Origin of the sequence: Leptospira terpstrae serovar Hualin str. LT 11-33 = ATCC 700639 (assembly GCF_000332495.1) — a bacterium.
Taxonomy (GTDB): Bacteria; Spirochaetota; Leptospiria; order Leptospirales; family Leptospiraceae; genus Leptospira_A; species Leptospira_A terpstrae.
In genome coordinates, this window is record NZ_AOGW02000018.1 from 118,216 (window position 1) to 139,544 (window position 21,329).

Genomic DNA, 21,329 nt, shown 5'->3' on the forward strand with positions numbered 1-21,329 from the left:
ATGGGAATTTATTTCCCTCTCAGTGTAATGACAAGTTTCACTTCATCTAATTTTTTACCTGTCTTTATAAAATAACTTTCTTTGAGTTCCTCTAATACTTTTGTTTCTAGTTCCTGGTTCATTTCCACGTCAGTGATTTCCCCTGTTTCTTCATTGAGAGCGTGGTGATGAGGTCCGATATTGGAATCAAAATGAGTAACTCCACTTTTTAATTCCAATGTTCCTAACATTCCCTTCTCAGCAAAGAGTTTCAGGTTATTAAAAATCGTCGCCCGTGAAGCATGAGGAAAGTGGGAATTGACCAAATGGAAAACTTCTTCCGCAAAGAGATGTTGGTGGCGTTCCAAAAGTAAGTGCGCCATTTCCAATCTTTGTGAAGTCGGTCGAATTCCGTGGGATTCGAGAAGTTCCTTGGTTTTTTGGTAACTTAAATCCATTTCAGTTTCACCTTCTCTCTATGCCTTTTTTTGTCAATAATTAGACTAAGTCTAAAAAATCATTTGCTTAGAATCGGTATGAATTCAGATAAAATCTAATTGATCAATCCGAAAGAATGTTCCATTGAGAAAGTCTTGAGGGTAAAGACAGTGGGGTCTGGACCAAACAAAGAGAAACCCTAGTCTCGGAGCACCAAAGGGTGGATCCAATGAGGAAGAGCTTAAAAAAGGGAACTGACTTTCTTTTGATCGGAATGGGAGAATTCACTTTGATTTCTAATGAAATGGTCTTTCCATCTAGTGGAACAAAATCCGCTATCCTCATTCAAAACAAGGGATAAAAAATCTCTCATTTATATTAAAGTAAACTAACGATTATCATTCGATTGAATGAGTTTGGTTTCAAAATTTTAGCCTGAGGAGGGACTCGGGGCCATTAAAGGGAAAGGTCGGAAATAGGGTTTTCTTCTTTGCAACAAGGAACAGGGTCAATCCGCCGAGTCGATAACCCTTACATCCGAATGCAAAGGAAATCGAGTAAACGACTATCTTTAAAAAATTCTTGCACTTCTAAAAGTTTTCTATTCAATCCTTCCGGTGTTCTCTGAAGATATTATGAAACATCTAGATTACTCATTTTTTCTCCAACGAAGTTGTCGTTTCTTTGAGATGAGACAATGAAACTCTTTTTACTTTCCCTATTTCTTTTTACCATATCACTCAATGCTGAGGTGGTTTCTCTAGAATCAGGATGGACATTTCAATTAGATGGCGAAATCGAACCCAGACCTGTGTTAGTGGGAGTTTCTTTGGTAAGCCAAGGATACCAGGTTCCCATACGAGGAAGATACCGATTAAAAATTCCTATACCAGTTTTTCCAGAATACTCGCAGGCCATCTATATGGACAGAATCCATTCTGCCGATCAAACCTTTTGGAATGGAAAAGCCATTGGATCAACAGGAAGTTTTACACCAGACTACTATCCCTATTGGCATAAGGTTCGTTACTATGAGATTCCTATATCTCTGCTGAGACAAGGCGAAAATGAATTAGTTGTAGAAATAGAATGCCGTGAAACACAGTTTAGGTGTGGTTTGTTTCGTTCCATTCCTCTATTTGGTTCTCAAGATGAAATCAAAGACAAAATGGTCTTTGAAGATGTGAACCAAATTCTTATTGCCGCTTTATTTTTTGGAATTTTTCTCCAACAAGCTATTGGTTATGCTTTAAATCGATCTTCTAAATCAGGGTTGTATCTGGCAGGAACTGCTATCTTTTTTGTGGGTTGGCGACTTCCTGTTTTGAATAAAATCCATTTTCTAATGATCCACCCAGAAGTTTTGGTAAGATTGTTATTTTTTTGTCAGTTTATTTTTCCCGTCTTTATCATGTTATTTGTCCATACTCTTTTTGATAGACGTATAACAAAACTAGCTGTGATTACTTTTTTTCTAGATACAGTTCTTGCATTCGTTCAATTATTTCCAATGGATCCAGATAGCAGATTTTATTTGGTGTATATCTGGTATGTCCTACTGGCAATTAAGGTTCCTATCCTTATCCAACTTTTGGCAAGAAACTATAAAAAGACATCCGAAGCCATTGTGGTATCTTTAGGAGCTCTAGTAGCAACTTTCTTTGGAATTGCCGATGTCATTACCGATGTGATGACAGGAAAAAATGCATATTTAACTCAATACGGAATTTTAACATTTTTATTTACGGGAGTTCTTGCCATTGCCTTACAAAGTGCCCGGACTCGAAGAGAGTTACGAAATCTAAACGAATCTCTGGAAATGCTTGTTACTCTGCGTACTCAGGAGTTACACAAACAATATAAACTATTGCATGATGATTTAGTAATGGCTGCCGGATTGCAGTCAAAATTAAATCCCCCTATGGAGTTCAAACACAAAACATTGAGTGTTGCTTCTGTATTTATGCCTATGGAAAAAATAGGAGGTGACTACTTCGATTATTATATCCATGAGGATGGCTCCATTAGTTTTTTGTTATGTGATGTTCTCGGTCATGGAATTGCTGCAGCCCTCATCGCAAGTATGTTGAAGGTAAATTTTTTAGAGATTGCACCCAAAGAAAAAGATCCTGCCAAATTTTTATCTGAATTAAATCTAAAGATGTTACCGGTCGTAGAAAAAAACTACATCACTGCTGTAGCAAGTCATTTTGATTTAGAAAGATCGGTGATGAAGTATTCCGTGATGGGACACCCAAGTCCTTATTCAATGAATGTTGTTTCTAATTCCTTGGCACCACTTGGTGGACGAGGACCCATTATGGGTTGGAAAAAAGATATTTTGGTCGAATCCTTTTCACGGGATTTGAAATCAGGTGACCGTTTCTTTTTTTATACGGACGGAATTACGGAGAGCCAGAGTAAAAATAGGGAATTGTACGGAGAATTAAGATTGAGAGAACAGTTATCAGCAGGCCTGATTCTTTCTCCTTTTGAATTAAATGAAAAAATCAAAAAGGATATTCGAAATTTTGCATTTCGTTTGTCAGATGACGTGACATACTTTACGATCGATATCAAATGAAAGCCTTCCTTGGTCGATTGGGGATTCGGTGGTTGCTTAATTTAGGTGTAACGGATCATTTGGGTTTGGAATCCTCTGTTCGCGTACAACTTTCTAACTTAATTTCTATATTGGGAATTTTTTCTAACATTCAGTATTCCTTTTTCTTTGCCATTGCTGGTGCCCCTCATTACCAACTCATGAATGTAATTCATTGTTTTGTGATTTTAGTTTTAGTGTTAGTTTTGTATTTAAACTGGAAAGAAAGGTATTCACTTTCAAGAATCATATTGGTATTTACAATTTCGGTTCCATTGTTTTTTGTTTCTACCATTAGCTTTGGAACATCTGGTGGATTCTATTATTACTTTTTAATGTTCGCAATTGTACCTTTTGTAATTTTTTCTTATGAAGAAAAGTGGTGGATTCTTTTTGTGTTTTTGATGAACACCAGCTTTTATATTTGGTTCGAATTTTTTGGGCATCCTGGAAAGTTTATAGAAGGAACACTGTTGTATCAAAAAGAAGTTCAGGAAATGTTCCGGATCAATTCTGTTGTTTCTTGTTTGTCTTTTGTTGCTTTATTTATGTTTTATTTTTTAAGAAACATAAATCGAATCCAAAAAGAAATGATTCGAACCAACGACCATAAAGATCGGATTTTTTCAATTTTAGCTCATGATTTAAAAGGACCTATCGGAACCATGAGTACCTATTTAGGGTATTTAACAAATTCCTTACCGGAAAGAGAGGAGTTGATTTTTGGTTTAAAAGAACTTAAAAAAAGCACAAACCAAACTTATTTAATTTTAGAGAATTTGTTAGATTGGGTTCGAAATGAAACAAAAAAAACTCAATACAATCCTGCGAATTTGAATCTCACTGCCATTTTAAAAAATGCGATGGATATACTCAGTATGCAAGCCACAGATAAGGGAATTTGTTGGGAAACAAATATTTCAGAAGATCACTGCATCTATTGTGATGAAAGAATGACCGCTACTGTTCTGCGTAATATATTGTCTAATGCTGTAAAATATTCACATCCTAAAGGTAAGGTGTTTATTGAAGCTGAACCAATTTCTCAGTTTTTGGAAATCCGTTTTCAAGACCAAGGAGTGGGTATGTCAGTAGATCTTTTGGAAAAAATCATGGAAGGAAAACGATTTGCCTCTGGATTTGGAACTATCGGCGAAAAGGGAACAGGTCTTGGGTTACTAGTCTGTATAGATTTATTAAGAGAACAAGGAGGCTCCCTGCAAGCAATTAGTAAACTCGAAGAAGGAACAAAAATTATCATTCGTATTCCTTTAGCCCGTTAAAATCATTTCTTTTTTTTAAAGTTCTAGTCCAATTTTTAAGTATGTGGCCTTCCTCTTATTTTCGTTGGTTAACCAAGTCCGTTCCGGCAGGTCCGGTAGAAATTTACCCAGAGCTATCAGATTCCTATGAAACGAATCTTCCCAATGTATTCATCATTGGTGACCTAACGGGTGTTCCTTTGCTGAAATTGGCGGCTGAAAGTGGAGTGAATGTTTGGAAACACATTCGTGAAAAAAAGACCGATTGTTTGGATGCTGTGATTATTGGTTCTGGCCCGGCTGGATTGTCTTGTGCCTATGAAGCGAGTCGATTGGGAAAAAAATATGTTTTACTTGAAGCAAACCTTCCCTTCCAAACCTTACAAAGTTATCCCAAACAGAAGCCAATATTTGCCGAACCCAAAAACATAGAGACACGTTCTAAAATTAAAATTTTGGACACGACGAAAGAGGAGCTGTTAGAATCTCTCAATGAGTTAATTAAAAAAGAGCCAATAGAAATTCAGACAGGAAAGCGAGTCTCTTCCATTCGGTATAATGGTTTTGTATATACAGTAAGTACCGAAACAGGAGATTCATTTTTAACCAATTCTGTAGTCATTGCCATTGGGAAATCAGGTGATCCAAAACGTTTGGGTGTGAAAGGGGAATCTAACCCTTCTGTTTTTTACCGTTTGTTTGATCCTTATGATGCCAAAGATAAATCGATTGTGATTGTTGGCGGAGGTGATAGTGCAGTCGAAGCAGCCATCGCCTGCTCTCATTATGCGAAAGAAGTAAACCTGGTCCACCGCGGAAAGGAATTCCAAAGACCCAAAGAAGAAAATGTAATAAGTTTGGAGAAAAAAGTTCAGGAAGGAAAAATTAAACTTCTTTTAGAAACAGAAGTCACGGAGATTTCAGAACAGAATGTTTTTGTAAAAACTCAGCAATCATCAGTCAAACTCAAATCAGATTTAGTCTATGTTTTGATCGGAACAACTCCACCGATTTCTTTTTTAAAGAAAATAGGAATCAAAATTCAAAATGAAAAATCAATTTTGGATTGGGTGGGTTTCTCTGCTCTTTTTTCATTTGCTGGCCTTGCTTATTTCGGAAAGGCATCTTTTTATGGCCCGGGATGGTTTTCGCCACTAGCAACGGCTTTTCTTTCTGTATCAGTTCTTTCATTGTTTTTGTTTGGTTATTTGAAATGGAATCAAGGGATAGGGACATTACGGCCATGGGTTTTAATCAGAAATACTTATCTTCTTCTGGCATTCAGCTATTTTCTGTTTGTTTATTTGGGAGCAACATACTTTGGTTATACGATTTTCAGTAAATATCCTTCCTTCCACTATACACTGTTATACTCGTTAACTATTTTGGTATTTGGTATCCGAAGGATTATGGTTCGGAAAACGGATTACATTTTTTACCAAACTCTTAGTTTGATTTTTATACAAATTTTCTTTTTGTTTTTGTTGCCCGAGTTGGTTTTGCCTGCACTTGGAGATTTGGGTTATTTAGGAAATCCTGATGGCTACATCCGAACAGAAATTTTTCCTAACGATGCTTATTGGAAAGCATATGGATTTATTTTGGCTTGGCCCCTCAGTATGGGTGTATTATATGATGGTGGAATCACCAACTTTTGGTTAGGTTATGGGCTATTTTTTAGTTTTGGATTTATCCCTTTTTTAGTTTATCGATATGGAAAGGGCGCATATTGTGGTTGGATTTGTTCTTGCGGTGGCCTTGCGGAAACATTAGGGGATGAACATAGACAAAAGATGCCACATGGAAAATGGGCCTATCGGTTAGAACATTCTGGGCAATACATTCTATTTGCCGCTTTTTTACTTACGGCTCTAAAACTCATTGGAGTGTATGGTAAATTAATTGATCCTAGTTTGGAGATTAGTGAATCCATTGCTGATTCAGTAAAATGGATTTATGACATAGTTGTCGACATTGGACTTGCTGGTGTAGTGGGGGTTGGATTTTACTTTCTTTTTTCTGGAAGGATCTGGTGCCGTATGTTCTGTCCTCTGGCTTCACTAATGCATATTTATGCGAAGTTCAGTAGATTCAGAATCTTCTCTGAGAAAAAAAGATGTATCTCTTGTAATATTTGTACAAAAAATTGCCACCAAGGAATCGATGTTATGGGATATGCCAGCCGGGGAATTCCTATGGATAGCGTACAATGTGTTCGATGTTCGGCTTGTGTTTCACTTTGTCCCACTGATGTATTAGAATTTGGACAGTTAACTTCCTCTGGTGTATTTTATGATACTCTCCAAGCGAAGTTACGGAAATAGGTTTTGAATTCACTAAGGGAAGATATTGAAACTCTGTTTTGGGAAGGGGTCCGTATGGCAAGTCCTGACTACCTTTCTTTGGAGTTTTGGAACCAACATTCTGACCTTCGTAACGCACTAAACAATCCTGATAAAAAGAATTATGTTTTTGCCTTGGGGAAAGCAGCTTACTCCATGGCAGTATCTTTTCAGAAATTCATTTCCGTGGACCAAGGCTTTATTCTCACAAAATACAAACACCTTCCTGAAAAGATTCTGACCCAAGGTGAAATGGGAGTTTGGAAATGTAGAGAGGCTTCTCATCCTATTCTAGACCAAAATTCCGAGTTGTATTCACACGAAGTTTTGCAAGATCTATTGGGATTGGATGAAAACTACCGATTGATTGTTTTATTATCGGGAGGTGGATCCAGTTTATTCGAAATTCCAGAAGAAGGATTTACTTTGAATGATCTGATCCACCTAAATCAAAATTTACTCAAACAAGGTCTTCCTATTCAGGAAATCAATGCGGAGAGAAAAAAATACTCTGCAGTGAAAGCGGGAAAGTTACTAAAACTACTAAATCCTAATTTAAAAACATATACTTTTGCCATATCAGATGTATTAGGTGATGATCCAAACATGATTGCTTCCGCACCAACGTATCCTGGTAGTCAATACTATATCATGGGAAATTTATCTGCATCCCTTGCCGGTATGTTAAAAAAGGCAAATTCTTTAGGTTATGAGGCAACGATTCTTTCTGATTCTTGGGACCAGTCTACAGAAACTACCGCAAAACTAATGTTTGATGAATTGTTGAAAGCAAAAAAAAATGAAAATAAACAAGCAATACTATTAGGTGGAGAATTGGTTTGTTTTGTCCATGGGGATGGACTCGGAGGACGTAATCAAGAGACCGCACTGCGTATGGTCATCCAAAGTCAATCTTTAGAAAAGGATAGGCAATGGCTTTTTTTATCTAGCGGAACGGATGGGACAGACGGGCCCACTGATGCCGCAGGTGGGATTGTTGGCCCAGAAACTTGGGAAAAAATGAGGGCCAAAGGTTGGGATGCAGAGAAAGAACTTAAGAATTCTAATTCTTATCCCATCTTAAAAGATACAAATTCCCTTCTTTTTACAGGGGCTACTGGAACCAATGTAAATGATCTTTTGGTTCTTTTGTTAGCGAAAAGGAATTCCTAAGTTCCGATTTTGTCCAGACCAGTAGATTTGAAACAGTGGATTTTGCCATCGACTCTTTCCAATTTTGGACTGAATCAACTCTCCATCTATCTTCTTTAGAATGTTTACATGGTCTTTTAAAAATCTCCATTGGATTTCTTCTTTTTTCTGAGGAGGAAGAGACTCTTTTGTGAGATTAAAAACGGATTCTTGTAGTCCAATCAATGCCGGAACTAACATCGATCTTACGGCTTGGTAATCAAAATTGGATTTCCTTGCAATAGATTCGTGTAACCACCATAAGGTTTCAGAATATGTATTATTCGATAACAAGCTGGAGGAACCTACAAAGTTTTTGGTTCCAAAAAAGAATGGTTTGAATAAACTCAAACAAGGAGTGGACGTTCCCGTATAAAATACTCTTAAGGGATCCTGGTTGGTTTCAGATGTGTCCCATTCAACTATTAGACTCCCGTTAGTTTGGTTGGGAGTGGTTGGCCCTGTTGCATGCAAACATAAAGACTTCATTGACGAAGAAGAGGGTTCGAATTCATCAATCTCAATGGAATGTGTTTTTAAGGTTTCCATTGCTAGTTTTGTAGTATAACTGGAGTTTTCTTTTTCGAAATCTTCTGCAGTAACTTCGTGTAATTTTCTTCTGTCTTTGCAATGACTCATATAAGTATAAAACTGATCACTGAAATGGTCTTTGAATGAAAACTCACTGTGAGTATTTTTTCTTAATTTATCAATTAGGTTAGGTGAAGAGTATTCAAAGTCAGAACCTATAGTCAGACCATTGGAAATCGCGTAAAATGAATCTATCTTTTTTGCTACCCAATAACGATCTGCCGTTTCTAAAACATATCCTTCTGTGCGATCTGCTATAATAAAACTGTTATGATAGAAAAATGACTTATTCTCATACCCACCACATGCATCTTGTCCATAGGTCTCTAATAATTCAGTGATGAGAAACAATCCATCTCGGGCAGATTTACATCGTTCCAAAGCTAAACGAATTAAGTCCATCCCTGTTAAACCATCATTTTTTTTTGATTTTTTCAAATGAGTAAAAACAGCCTCATTCCCTATACAAAGGCCAAATTCATTCACACCCATTTCTGCACCCCACATATGAAAGGGTTTGCTTAAAAAAACTTCATAAGTAACGGGAGTTTGTGGAATCTCAATATAGGTAGTACGTAATTGGGTACCTTTTTCATATTCCAATCGAGGAATATGAAGAATGGATTGTGCTTCGTTTGGTTCTCGGTCCGAGTTTTTGGCAAAGATTCTTTTTTGTGTCTTGGTAAATTTTTCAGTGGCAAGGGAGGTATCGCACATTCTAGAATGTTAAACAGATTTCTTCTAAAAAACAAGACCAAATCATTTAAGAATATGTCATCGATTCCAAAACAAATTTCAGAATACATCCTCATGGGATTAACCCAAGAACAAGTCAGGAAAAACCGTACGAAGTATGGAGCCAATGAAATCAGCTCTTCCCAAAAGAAAGGAATCTTTCAGATGTTATTGGGAGTGGTCACAGAGCCAATGATTTTGCTTCTCATTTCCATAAGCATCGTATATTTGCTTTTAGGTGACCGGAATGAAGCACTATTATTACTTTTTTCTGTTGTGGGGATCATAACGATTACTTTTTACCAAGAGAAAAAAACGGAAACCGCGATCTCTGCTTTACGTTCCCTTGCAAGTCCAAGAACCAATGTCATCCGAGACCAACAAATCATTCGTATCGAAGGGAAAGATGTAGTTTTTGATGATTTATTAATTTTGAATGAAGGGGATAGAGTCCCTGCTGACTGTGAGCTTGTTTCCGATAGAATGTTTTCTTGTGATGAATCTCTCCTTACGGGAGAATCTGTACCTGTAACCAAATCACAATCGAATCCAGTATTTTGTGGCTCGTTAGTTGTTAGTGGAGAGGGAGTTTGTCGAGTATCTGCTGTGGGTAATCTCACCGAGATAGGTAAAATAGGTCGTAAAATTGCAGACGAAGCTATTGGCAGAACTTTACTAGAAGTTGAGGTTGCAAGGTTAGTAAGGAATCTGTTTATTGTTGCAGCTTCACTTTGTGTGATACTGGCATTATACTTTGGAATTGCTAAAAGCCAATGGTTACAAGGATTACTTTCGGGCCTTACTCTGGCCATAGGACTCATGCCAGAGGAACTTCCTTTAGTTATGACAATTTTCTTTGCGTTAGGTGCATTTCGTTTGAGTACTAAAAATGTTTTAGTCAGACGATCCTCTATCATTGAAACTTTAGGTGCTGCTACAGTACTCTGTTCAGATAAAACAGGTACGATCACTCAAAATAAAATGAAAATAGGAATTGTTGTAACAAAGTCGGAAACGGTAACATTAAATCCTACTTCCATTCTTTCAGAGGAAACCAAAAGTTTACTTCATATTGCCTATTGTGCTTCCAAACATCCTAGTTTTGATCCAATGGATATTGCAATTTCTGATTGTTTGGCTTTGTTTCATGAAAGAGCAGATTCTGCCTTGTTGTCAGTTCAAGATTTTCCTTTAACTCCAGACCATTTAACAATGGTTCGTGTTCTAAGAGAAGAGGGAAATTATGTGAGTTATGCAAAAGGATCACCTGAAGCAATTTTTGATTTGTGTAAATTTAATTCTTCTGAATTAGAATTCTGGACAAACAAAACCAATGAATTAGCAAAACAAGGATTCCGAGTCCTTGGTGTTGCAAAATCCAAATCTCCTTTAAATGTGATTCCAGCTGAAAGAAAACAAGTCGATTATTTGTTTTATGGCCTTTTAGCATTTTTAGATCCAATCAGAGAGATCGTTCCTTTCGCTGTAAAAACTGCTTATGATTCAGGAATTCGAGTGATTATGATCACCGGAGATTATCCAGAAACTGCAAAGAACATTGCTGATCAAATTGGATTAAAAGAATCGCACTTGGTATACACAGGAAAAGAATTTTCTAATCTAAGTGAAGAGGATATGCAGAAAGTCATTCGGAAATGTAATGTTTTTTCGAGAGTGAGTCCTGAAGATAAATGGCGGATAGTCCGTATGTTAAAAGCGGATGGCGAAATTGTTGCTATGACTGGTGATGGAGTGAACGATGCACCTGCTTTGCGTACAGCAAACATTGGTGTTGCGATGGGGGAGAGGGGAACAGATGTGGCTCGGGAAGCTGCCGATATTGTTTTGTTAGACGATTCCTTTTCTTCCATATTGGAATCTGTTCGGATTGGTCGACAAATTTTTGATAACTTAAAAAAAGCTTTGGGTTATCTTATTGGGGTTCACATTCCTATTGTGGGGATTACTTTTTTTCCCATTCTTTTTGATTGGCCCATCATTGTATTGTCTGCAATTCATATTGTGTTTATGGAAATGGTTATCGACCCCACTTGTACCATAGTTTTTGAAAGAGAATCTGCCGAATCAGATTTGATGAAAAGAAAACCAAGAGAAACATCCGAACCTCTTTTGGATCGGGAACTATTTATCAATTCCTTAATTCAGGGAGCATTTTCCCTAATTTCTGTTGTTTCTTCCTATTGGATCACGGAAATCTTCCTCAAGGGAACATCTTCTCCAAAAGTAGTGAGTACAGCAAGTTTTGTTACATTAGTATTTTCTAATTTGTTTTTAATCCTGGCGAATAGATCCCTACATGAGTCCATGTGGAGTCGGATGCGAATTTCCAATCCTATCATTCCTTATGTCTTTGCCGGGACTATTGGTGTCCTGATTTTATCTATGTATTTACCCGGTATGAATACTATGTTTCGATTTGTGCCACTTAATTTTCTACAATTTTCCTCAGCGATACTGGTTGCATTTGTGGGAGTTTTGTTCTACGATATGACAAAAGTTTTAGTTTCAAAATTACTTCGTGGCTGACATGGACGGAGTCTATTTCTAAACTTAGCAAAAGCTTATGATAGAACTCTTCTTTCCTAAAAAGTATTCTGCTCTATGTTTAAAATCTGCGTTTTTTGGTTTTTTTGCCCATACAGGTTTTGTGCGGGGTTTACAAGAAATTGGTTTTAAACCCTCTGTGGTCACAGGTTCCAGTTCAGGAGCAATGATTGGTGCCCTGTATGCAACGGGTCGAGAGATGGTCGAATTTGAATCTCTGATTTTGGGACTAAGAAAAAAAGATTTTTGGGAAGGGAATTCTCTGACAATGCTTGGTCGGTTATTGCGAAAGGGACTCAATGGATACAGTGGAGTTTTGACTGGTAAGGCAACCCGTAAGATTTTGTATCCATACCTTGGTAATAAAAAGTTTTCCGACCTGCCTATCAAACTCGGAATTGCAGTTTCTAATCTTTCCAAAAACAAACGTGAACTAATTACTGATGGTAACGTACTTGATGCAGTAATGGCATCGATTGCTTTTCCATTTTTATATGAAGTCCAAGAGTTCCAAGGCCAAGAATTTTTGGATGGTGGCATTGGTGATGGGGAACCTATCAAAGAACTCATTTTGGATTCAAGTATAGACCGCATTGTCATCCACCAAGTAAATAATAATAGACCAGTAAGTCGTAATACCATGAAGCGTGCGTTAGATGCTTCTGTGCAAATTATTGAATCCGAAACAGAAGACTTAAAGTCATTACTGGCAAAAGAAAAAGGGAAAAAACTAATTCGTTTGGAAACAAATACTCCTTATTTATCTCCGAATGATTTTTCAAAAGGAAAGTTTGCCCTTGCGGAAGGTAGAGGAACTGCCTACCGAAACAAGGCAGAAATATTAGGTGATTTGGAATTACCTGTATTTAATTTTTTTAATCAGTAATAAATACAATGGACATTCAAAAGAAACTCAATGTTTTGATTGTTGAAGATTCGTTAGCTTCTTACAAAGCTATTGTATCTGTGCTTCAAAATTTTGGGTTCTCTATTTTTGCAGAAAGGGCCGAATGGAAATCGGAATTTGAACAAAGAATCAAAGACGAAACTTGGGACATTGTTATATCTGATTTTTACCTTCCTGATTTTGATGGTCGATATGTCATCTCTAGAGTCAAAGAAATCTATCCAGATTTGCCAGTGATTTTAATTACAGAATTTCTTCCCGAAGACTCCGCTTCTGAATTTCTGAAATTGGGTGCAGCCGAATTTTTACCAAAGTCTTCTATCATAAAACTACCGTTTGTTGTGAACCGAGAATTAGAAGCCTACCGATTGAAGGTGTCTCAAAAAAAAGCATGGGATATGTTAGTTCACGGTGAAGAGCTTTTAACCCGTTCTCAAAAAATATCACATCTTGGTCATTTCGAAGTAATTTTTCCTGAAAAAAATACTTTATGGTCTCTGGAGTTATATCGAATTTTAGGATTTGATTTTGGTGAAATTCCGCTCATGGAAAAGGTATGGTCACTTTTAGATGAACCAGAACATGATCATATCAAAGTAGTATGGGAAGACCTTTTAAAAGACAATCATTCTAAAGAAATGATAGTTACTTTGAATACGAAAGTGGGAAGAAAAAAAGTAAATCTTTGGTTGGAAGCAGAGAAGTTTGAAGATTCAAGATTTCGTATCTTTGGAACCATTCATGATATATCTGATTTATCCGAATTAGAACATTCTATACAACTCAACGAACAGTTGTTTAAGGGTATTTTTAATAATTCTTCACAGGCGATTTTTCTTTTGGATTTACAAGGCCATGTGATCCGTATGAATCGTAATGCTGTATTATCTTTTGAACGAGAGGAAGCTGATGTCCAAGGTTTGGAATTAATCCGTTCTATTTTTTCAAACTCCGACCAGGAATCGATAAAAAAATTGACCTATGGTATGAAGCTTGCTTTAAAAAATCAAAGTTTCGAAGTTTTTGTTAGTTATAGTCTATCAGATGGAAGAGAAAAATATTTTGATTGTGACTTCTATTCTCTTACTGATCCTTCTGGAAAAATATTATATATTGTATTAGAAGCAAAAGACATAACTGAAAAAATTATATTAGAGCGTGCTTATGCGCAGTCGCAAAAATTGGAAGCACTCGGTACCTTTGCCGGTGGAATTGCTCACGACTTTAACAATCTTCTAACGCCTATGTTGGCCTATGTTTCTTATTTGAATGCAGAGTGGTCTAAGAATGAAACAAACGAAGCAATTCAAAAGTCTTTACCGGCTATTGAAGGTATTTCAAAATCATTAGATAGAGCAAAAAATTTAATCCAACAGATATTAACCTATTCGAAAATTGATAATTCTATAGCGAAACAATTAGACCTTAGAGAACAACTATTGCAAGTTTTAAAAGAAGTAAGAGTTGTATCGTCCAACCAAATCGTTTTGTTTACTGATTTAGGTAACGAACCTGCCTATGTGAATGCTGATCCAATTCAAATTTTTCAAATTCTTTCTAATCTATATGAAAATGCTGTTTTTGCTCTGCAAGACACTCCCAATCCAAAAATTACGATATCTCTTTCTCGAATTTTGTATGAAAAGTCAGAATTGCTTCATGTGGGATTTATGAAGAACACTGAGTATTGGAAATTAAGTTTTTCTGATAATGGTTCTGGAATTTCACCAGAGATTATCGAAAAAATCTTTGATCCTTTTTTTACTACGAAAGGTGGCAAAGGAACAGGGCTGGGATTACCAATCATTTATGGAATTATGGTAAAGATGGGTGGGACAATTCTAGTGAATTCGAGTATTGAGAAAGGAACTGAGTTCGATTTATATTTTCCTGCTTGGAGAACAATGCTTTAATCAATTGACAAACAGATTCACATAGATTATTTAATGATGTTTCCATGGGTTATTTCCTGAGAAAACATTTTGAATCTCTATATATAGGTTTTCTTTGGGGACTTCTCGTCTTACTTTTCTTTTCTTCCTTTTTTTTCTTCTACCAAGTATATGAAAGTCGAATGGATCGAATTTCTTTTGAAGATAAGAGCCGTTGGAATGCACTTTTAAATACATATTCCTCCTATCTTAAGGATGCAGAAACCGGGGTAAGGGGATACATTCTCACTGGTGATCCAGAATTTTTGGAGCCATACCAAGTCGCTTTATTGGATATACCAGCGGCCGAGACATTGCTTCGTGCTGAATGTGAACCAGCTTATGAAATAGAACTAGAATCGATCATTCGTGCGAGCAAGTTAAAGATAGATTACATTCAGAATTTCGTAAAACACTTTCCAATCAAAAAACCTCAAAAATCTGAATTTATAGAAAGTAAAAGGCGGATGGATGTTTTTCGTTCCGAATTAAAGTCACTCCTAGATCGTAAATTAGAAAGAGAAAATATTGAAAAAGAAAAAAACAGAAAATTTACAACTCGATTAATTTCCGTATCAGGAGGTTTGTTTTTTGTTCTATCTCTTTTTATATTATGGATGATTCTTATTTTAAAAAGAAACGCAAAAATCTTATTAGAGAAGGAATTGATCGAAGATCGTTTATTTGAAATAGATGATTTATATCAAAACTCACCTGTAGGTTTTCATAGTTTAGATGCGAGTGGTTATTTTGTAAAAGTCAATCGGACCGAATTGGATTGGTTGGGTTATGCCGAAGAAGAATTAGTCGGGAAAGTAAAATGGTCTGATTTACTCACTGAAGAAAGTAAACAAACATTTCAAAATAATTTTCCAGTTTTTAAAAGTACTGGGCATATCGAAAATTTAAGATTTGAAGCCATACGTAAAAATGGAAGCTCCATATTTATAAATCTTTCGGCAACTGCCACTTATTCAAAAACGGGAGAGATGATACGATCACGATCCGTTTTGCTTGACATCTCTCGGATGGTTTTATACGAAAAGGAACTCATAGAAGCACGAGTTCGTGCAGAGGATGCCAATCGAGCAAAGTCAGAATTTCTTTCTAGTATGAGTCATGAATTGAGAACACCTCTAAATGCAGTGATCGGACTTTCTATGTGGCTTATGGAAGACAATCCAAAACCTGAACAAGTGGAATACTTAAAAAACTTACGGTTTTCTAGTGAAACACTATTAACCTTAATCAACGATATTTTGGATTTTAATAAAATTGAAGAACGGATGATCATCATAGAGGAAATTGATTTTAGCCTAAAAGAGTTCATTAGTTCAGTTTCCTCTTCTTTTACAGTCAAAGCAAAAGAACAACTATTATCTTTTCGAGAAGAGATTGATAAAAATTTACCTGAGTATATTTGTTTTGATCCCACACGTATGTTACAAGTGCTTAATAATTTATTATCAAATGCAGTTAAATTCACAACTGAAGGAACAATCACTCTTCGTGTTTTGTTAGTCTCAAAATTTGAAAATCAGGTTGTGATTCGATTTGAAGTGGAAGATACAGGAATTGGAATTTCTTCAGATAAACTTAAATATGTATTTGAAAAGTTCACTCAAGCAAATCAAGACACTACAAGAAAGTTCGGAGGATCCGGTCTTGGTCTTGCGATTTCAAAAGGACTTGTTGAACTTATGCATGGAAATTTGGAATTGGAATCAAAGTTAGGGAAAGGCTCGAAGTTTTCTTTTACCTTTCCGTGTAAAATTGGTAAGTCAATCTCATCTAGTTCTTTACGCCATGCGAAAGCAAACTCTTTGGATTTATTAGGAAAACGTATTCTCGTCGCAGACGACATTGATATCAATCGCTCTGTTGTGATTCGATTTTTGCAACGTTGGGGCATTGAATCTGAAGAAGCTTCCGATGGAGAAGTGGTTCTTGCTAAGTTAGCAAAATATAAAATTGATTTGATACTTATGGATTTACATATGCCGAACGTTGATGGTTATATGGCGACAAAAAGAATTCGCGAGAATCCTAGTTGGCAGAATATTCCCATTATTGCTTTAACCGCTTCTGCTCAATTGGAAACTAAAGAAAAAATACATGCAGTAGGAATGAATGATTTCATTTCTAAACCTTTTTATCCAAATGATTTATATCAGAAGCTGGTATATTGGATTTCTTCCTAAAATTCTTTCTCTAATGAAATTGCTAAGATTGTAATATCGTCGTCAGAGCGTTTTGATTTTTGAAATTTTTCTACTTCTGTAATTAACCGATCACAAATAGTCTGTGGATCATTTTTTGCTAAAGTTTGCAATAAATTAAAAAATCGTTCTTCACCATATAACTCACCAGAGGTGGAATTTCGAGCTTCGATGACGCCATCTGTAAATAATACCAATGTTCCAGAATTAGGAAGGGGCAGTGTTTTTTCAATCATCTGTGATTCGATAAATTCATTGATCGCTCTTCCGTAACTCGAAATATGTTCTAGATTCCCATTTCTATCTAAATAGACCATTGGATGGTGTCCCGCATTGGCTATTTTCATAATTTGTTTTTCGGGATTTAAATAAACGAAAAATGCACTTAAAAAATGTCCTGAAAGTGAACTGAGTAGAGACAATCGAATTCTTTCTGCAGCATAAGCCGGCCTATCTAGTGAATCATCCCAAATTTGTAATGAAACTTTTGTCATGGAGGCAATCATCGCAGCGGGAATTCCATGTCCTGATACATCACATAAAAATAAACCGATCTCTTTATCTTTTACAATGATTTGGACAAAATCTCCTCCGATATCGGAGGCAGGTGAATAACGAAATCCTAATGCATGTCCATTGGCATGGGTTCGTTTTTGAGGCAATAGGCCATTTTGTAATTTCTGTGCAATTTTTAATTGTAAATCAATTTCTTGTTTTTCTTCTGTTGCCTTTCTATAATCCGATACTTTTAAAACTAAAGCCATTGATAAAAAGAAAACTTCAATTGCAGAACCTAATGGCAGTGAGTAGGAAGATAAATGAATTGGTCGGATCAAACCTTGGACCGTTAGTGAATTTAAAGCACCTCCGATAAGAATAGATCCAAAGGCAAATAAGAAAAGAATGACTTCTAATTTTTTCTTACTTTTAAAAAATGCCATCGTAGAAATTGATAACGCTAAGATTATGGGAATAATAACGAGCGTTACTCCAAGTTGAATAAAGTTTCTGAGTTCTAAGAAAAATATAGAAAAGATTAAAGAAATAAATAATAATATAAATCCTTTTGTTAACTTTGTAGTTTTAGGAAAATTTTTCTCTGTCTCTAGAAATTCAATGGTGAATAACAATCCAAATACAGAAGTCAAATAAATCGTGATTGGGAAAAGATAATTTTTCCATGTATGGGAATTTCCAATTTCTACGTATTGCATAAACCCAGTCGAAAACGAATTGATTAATAGCACTGTCGCCAAATAAAAGAAGTAATAGAAGAACTTTCTGTAACGTAAAGTATGTGCTAAAAATAAACTAAACAAAAACATCATAAAACCTGCACCAAAGTATGCGGCAAAAAAGATATCCTGTCGTTTTGAAAAAGTGATAAAACTTCGAGAGTTATAAATCGAAACAAAATTAAAAATTGGATTCGCTGAGTTTATCTTTACATAGATTGTCCTTGTCTCATCTGGCGATAGTGTAATCGGGAAAGCTGGGATATGTGAATAAATTGGTTTGTTTCTTTGGAGAACTTGTTCACCCGACACCTGCGTAATCCAATTTCCTTTCACTTGTGCATGTAGTTCAAAAACATCGACAACCGGACTTGAGAAATGTAAAAAGAAGGTATGGGGCAAGTCTCCATAGTGGATCAGTGTGATTCTTATCCATAATGGATCTTTTAAGCGAGGAAACGAGATCGTTGCTTTCGGATTGGGCCTCCAAATGGTATCTTCTCTCAAAATTCGATCCAAACTCGATTCTCTTTCGGGTAAAATGGTATATTCGAAATACTTTCCAATATCGCGATAGTTTTTGGATTCTTCTATCGATAAGGGATAGGATTGGAGGGACTCGTTATTGAATAAGATGATCGTTAGAAAAAACAAAAGAAGGGAACTTTGCCCTAGAAACAGTGTTTTCTTTTCTAACTGACTCTTTTCCCGATTGGCAGTTCTCCCGAGGGAAAAATCAGCAAAAAACAGGAAAAAAGAAAGGCAGTTTCGAACCATTCGCACTATCATAGGACGAGGATGGGAAAGAGAAAGTGATTTTCCTTAAAAAACTTGTAAGAAGAACGTAAGATTGGCAGTCTAACCTACAGAGTGCCAATAGAGGGGAAAACCTATGAAACAGTATGATTCCAACGTCCAGGGAGCTTTGGACATCGCGCAAACAGAAGCTATGAGGAGACAAAATACAGAAATCACTCCTTACCATTTGGTTTGGGGGTTTATGACTCTGCCAACCTCTGTTTCCGGAAAATCATTAATCAAATATAAATCTACAGTAGATGAATTCTTAAAGAAACAGGCTCGGGCTTCCGGTGAGATTCCTTTTGAGTCTCTACGAACTTCGCCAAAACTTGCCCAGTGGTTCACCATGGCATCCTCTAGGGCTGCTGAAAATGGCCGGGAGGAATTGAAAGAAGCAGATTTTTTGAAATTTTTACCGCAAGTATTACCTGAATTAAAAATCAATTACGAAGATTTGCAAGTGAAGGAAACGGATGAAGAGGTTCCTAATTTTCTTGTGAACTTGAATGATCTGGCACGCGAGGGTAAACTCGATCCAGTCATTGGAAGGAGTAAAGAAATTCGTTCGGTGATGGAAATTTTAGGACGAAGGTCAAAAAATAATCCCGTTTTAGTGGGTAGTGCTGGAGTAGGAAAAACAGCCATTGTGGAAGGACTTGCAGAACAAATTGTTAAGGGACGTGTTCCCGATGTATTAAAAGGAAAAACAATTTATTCTTTGGATATGGGCCAACTGATGGCTGGGACAAAATACCGGGGTGAGTTTGAAGAAAAGTTAACTGCCATGCTTCGTTATATCAAAGGCCAATCAGGAGAAGCCGTACTTTTCATTGATGAAATTCACCAATTGGTTGGTGCTGGAAAAACTGATGGAGCCATGGATGCAGCTAATCTTTTGAAGCCAGCTCTTGCTCGTGGAGAATTACATTGTATTGGAGCCACTACTCAAGATGAATTTCAAAAATACATTCTAGGTGACCAAGCATTAGAAAGAAGATTTCGCGCGGTTCCCGTGAATGAACCAAGTAAGGAAGACGCGATCGAAATTCTTATGGGAATTCGTGATAAACATGAAATCCATCATGGAATTAAAATTTCCGATGAAGCGATTTATGCCTCTGTACTTTTGTCAGACCAGTACATAACTGATAAATTTTTACCAGACAAGGCCATAGATTTAGTAGATGAGGCTGCTTCTGCATTAAAACTTTCTGCAGAAGCAATGCCAACAGAACTTGTGGAATTAGAAAGTGAAATTCGGTCTAAAAAAATCTTTGCCCAAGTGGAAAAGAAAAACGAAGACATCTTAAAGGAAATTGAAACTTTAGAAAAAAAATTCCAAGAAGGTAAAGTTGTTTGGGAGAAAGAAGTTAATTCTTTAAAACAAATTGCATCGATCAAAAATAAAATTGATCGAGTGAAATTTGATTTGGATGCAGCACAACAAAGAGCAGATTATACGGAAGCCTCTCGGTTGAAGTATGCTGTGCTTCCTGAATTAGAAAAGGAACTGGGTAATTTTCAAAATAGTTGGATTTTGGAAAGAGGTCATATAGCAGCTGTCATTGCTCGACAAACTGGAATTCCAGCGGAAAAGATATTAAAAACAAAACAAGACCATCTCCTTCATTTGGAAGATGACTTAAATACTGTAGTGTATGGGCAAAAAGAATCTATCCGAGAAATTGCAGATACACTCCTAACATCTTACGCAGGAATTTCTTCTGAGTCACGCCCCTTAGGATCTTTTCTATTAAAAGGACCTACAGGAGTGGGAAAAACAGAAACGGCCAAAGCGATTGCTAAATTTTTATTCGATCAAGAAACTAATTTAGTTCGTTTGGATCTGAGTGAATATTCAGAAAAACATTCCGTGGCAAAGTTGATTGGTGCTCCTGCAGGTTATGTCGGTTACGAGGAAGGTGGAATCCTAACAGAAGCGATTCGAAGAAAACCATATTCCGTAGTTCTTTTTGATGAAGTGGAAAAGGCACATCCTGATTTTTCCGATATCCTACTCCAGATTTTGGATGAAGGTCGATTGACAGATAACAAAGGTAGAACCATTAACTTTAAAAATACCATTGTAATTTTGACCACGAATTCAAAAAATATTGAAGCGGATTTCAAACCAGAAGTTTTAGGACGATTGGATGCAATTTTAACCTATCATTCGTTAGATTCTTCGATTATGGAAAAGTTAATCGAAAAACAACTTAGACAATTGAATGAAAGATTAAAAGTAAAAGGAATCGTTATTGAACTCTCCGAAAGTACGGAACACATTCTCAGGGAACAAGGATTTGATCCAAAATTTGGGGCAAGACCTTTGGGAAGTGTTTTCAATCGAATCGTAAACCGACCTTTGGCTAAAGAAATTCTTTCGGGAACCATTGGTGAGGGAAGGTTTCGAGCAGATTGGAACGGAGAACAATTACAATTTGCTGCCATTCCGGAAACTGTCGGTTCGAAACGATAATTTTTAGGAAATTCCAAAGGAGACACCCAACGATAGACATACGATCGTTGGG

12 protein-coding genes are annotated in these 21,329 nt (G+C 36.5%); 9 read left to right on the forward strand and 3 right to left on the reverse strand.

Annotation, left to right across the window (positions count from 1 at the left end; translation table 11 throughout):
• Positions 1-8 precede the first annotated feature (8 nt).
• Positions 9-437 (reverse strand): peroxide-responsive transcriptional repressor PerRA, encoded by a 429-nt coding sequence (gene perRA, locus LEP1GSC203_RS16790; RefSeq protein ID WP_002975423.1) that lies wholly within the window; start codon positions 435-437, stop codon positions 9-11.
• Positions 438-1,114: 677 nt separating this feature from the next.
• Here perRA and LEP1GSC203_RS16795 point away from each other — a divergent pair.
• The 4 genes from LEP1GSC203_RS16795 to LEP1GSC203_RS16810 are packed head-to-tail and all read left to right on the forward strand — an operon-like array spanning position 1,115 to position 7,796.
• The gene (locus LEP1GSC203_RS16795; RefSeq protein ID WP_002975249.1) at positions 1,115-3,001 is read left to right on the forward strand and encodes a PP2C family protein-serine/threonine phosphatase; all 1,887 of its coding nucleotides are present in this window, start codon (positions 1,115-1,117) and stop codon (positions 2,999-3,001) included.
• Entirely contained in the window at positions 2,998-4,302 is a 1,305-nt protein-coding gene (locus LEP1GSC203_RS16800; RefSeq protein ID WP_002975290.1) for a sensor histidine kinase, read from the forward strand. The genes LEP1GSC203_RS16795 and LEP1GSC203_RS16800 overlap by 4 nt, the downstream gene beginning before the upstream one ends.
• 41 nt (positions 4,303-4,343) lie before the next feature.
• Positions 4,344-6,605: an NAD(P)-binding domain-containing protein gene (locus LEP1GSC203_RS16805; RefSeq protein ID WP_002975231.1), complete on the forward strand. Its 2,262-nt coding sequence runs from the start codon at positions 4,344-4,346 to the stop codon at positions 6,603-6,605.
• A gap of 3 nt (positions 6,606-6,608) precedes the next feature.
• Positions 6,609-7,796, forward strand: coding sequence for a glycerate kinase type-2 family protein (locus LEP1GSC203_RS16810; protein ID WP_002975439.1), 1,188 nt, complete (start codon positions 6,609-6,611; stop codon positions 7,794-7,796).
• Here the strand turns inward: LEP1GSC203_RS16810 and LEP1GSC203_RS16815 are convergent.
• Entirely contained in the window at positions 7,776-9,122 is a 1,347-nt protein-coding gene (locus LEP1GSC203_RS16815) for a C69 family dipeptidase (RefSeq protein WP_002975394.1), read from the reverse strand. The two genes, LEP1GSC203_RS16810 and LEP1GSC203_RS16815, sit on opposite strands and share 21 nt — an antisense overlap.
• A 54-nt stretch (positions 9,123-9,176) precedes the next feature.
• On the opposite strand from LEP1GSC203_RS16815, the gene LEP1GSC203_RS16820 reads away from it, so the two are divergent.
• The 4 genes from LEP1GSC203_RS16820 to LEP1GSC203_RS16835 all read left to right on the forward strand — a co-directional run bounded on the left by LEP1GSC203_RS16820 (position 9,177) and on the right by LEP1GSC203_RS16835 (position 16,744).
• Positions 9,177-11,687, forward strand: a complete 2,511-nt coding sequence (locus tag LEP1GSC203_RS16820; RefSeq protein WP_002975381.1) for a cation-translocating P-type ATPase — start codon at positions 9,177-9,179, stop codon at positions 11,685-11,687.
• A 37-nt stretch (positions 11,688-11,724) separates the two neighbouring features.
• On the forward strand, positions 11,725-12,591 hold the full coding sequence (locus LEP1GSC203_RS16825) for a patatin-like phospholipase family protein (protein WP_039938320.1): 867 nt from the start codon (positions 11,725-11,727) through the stop codon (positions 12,589-12,591).
• Positions 12,592-12,599: 8 nt separating this feature from the next.
• Positions 12,600-14,525 (forward strand): hybrid sensor histidine kinase/response regulator, encoded by a 1,926-nt coding sequence (locus tag LEP1GSC203_RS16830; RefSeq protein WP_002975500.1) that lies wholly within the window; start codon positions 12,600-12,602, stop codon positions 14,523-14,525.
• 161 nt (positions 14,526-14,686) lie between these two features.
• Positions 14,687-16,744 carry an ATP-binding protein gene (locus LEP1GSC203_RS16835; protein WP_232225927.1) on the forward strand — a complete coding sequence of 686 codons (2,058 nt, stop codon included), beginning with the start codon at positions 14,687-14,689 and terminating at the stop codon, positions 16,742-16,744.
• Here LEP1GSC203_RS16835 and LEP1GSC203_RS16840 read toward each other — a convergent pair.
• Positions 16,741-18,774, reverse strand: coding sequence for a SpoIIE family protein phosphatase (locus LEP1GSC203_RS16840; protein WP_002975242.1), 2,034 nt, complete (start codon positions 18,772-18,774; stop codon positions 16,741-16,743). The genes LEP1GSC203_RS16835 and LEP1GSC203_RS16840 overlap by 4 nt on opposite strands.
• Before the next feature lie 115 nt (positions 18,775-18,889).
• Between LEP1GSC203_RS16840 and LEP1GSC203_RS16845 the strand changes: the two genes are divergently transcribed.
• Positions 18,890-21,277 (forward strand): ATP-dependent Clp protease ATP-binding subunit, encoded by a 2,388-nt coding sequence (locus tag LEP1GSC203_RS16845; RefSeq protein ID WP_002975276.1) that lies wholly within the window; start codon positions 18,890-18,892, stop codon positions 21,275-21,277.
• The last annotated feature ends 52 nt before the right edge of the window (positions 21,278-21,329 follow it).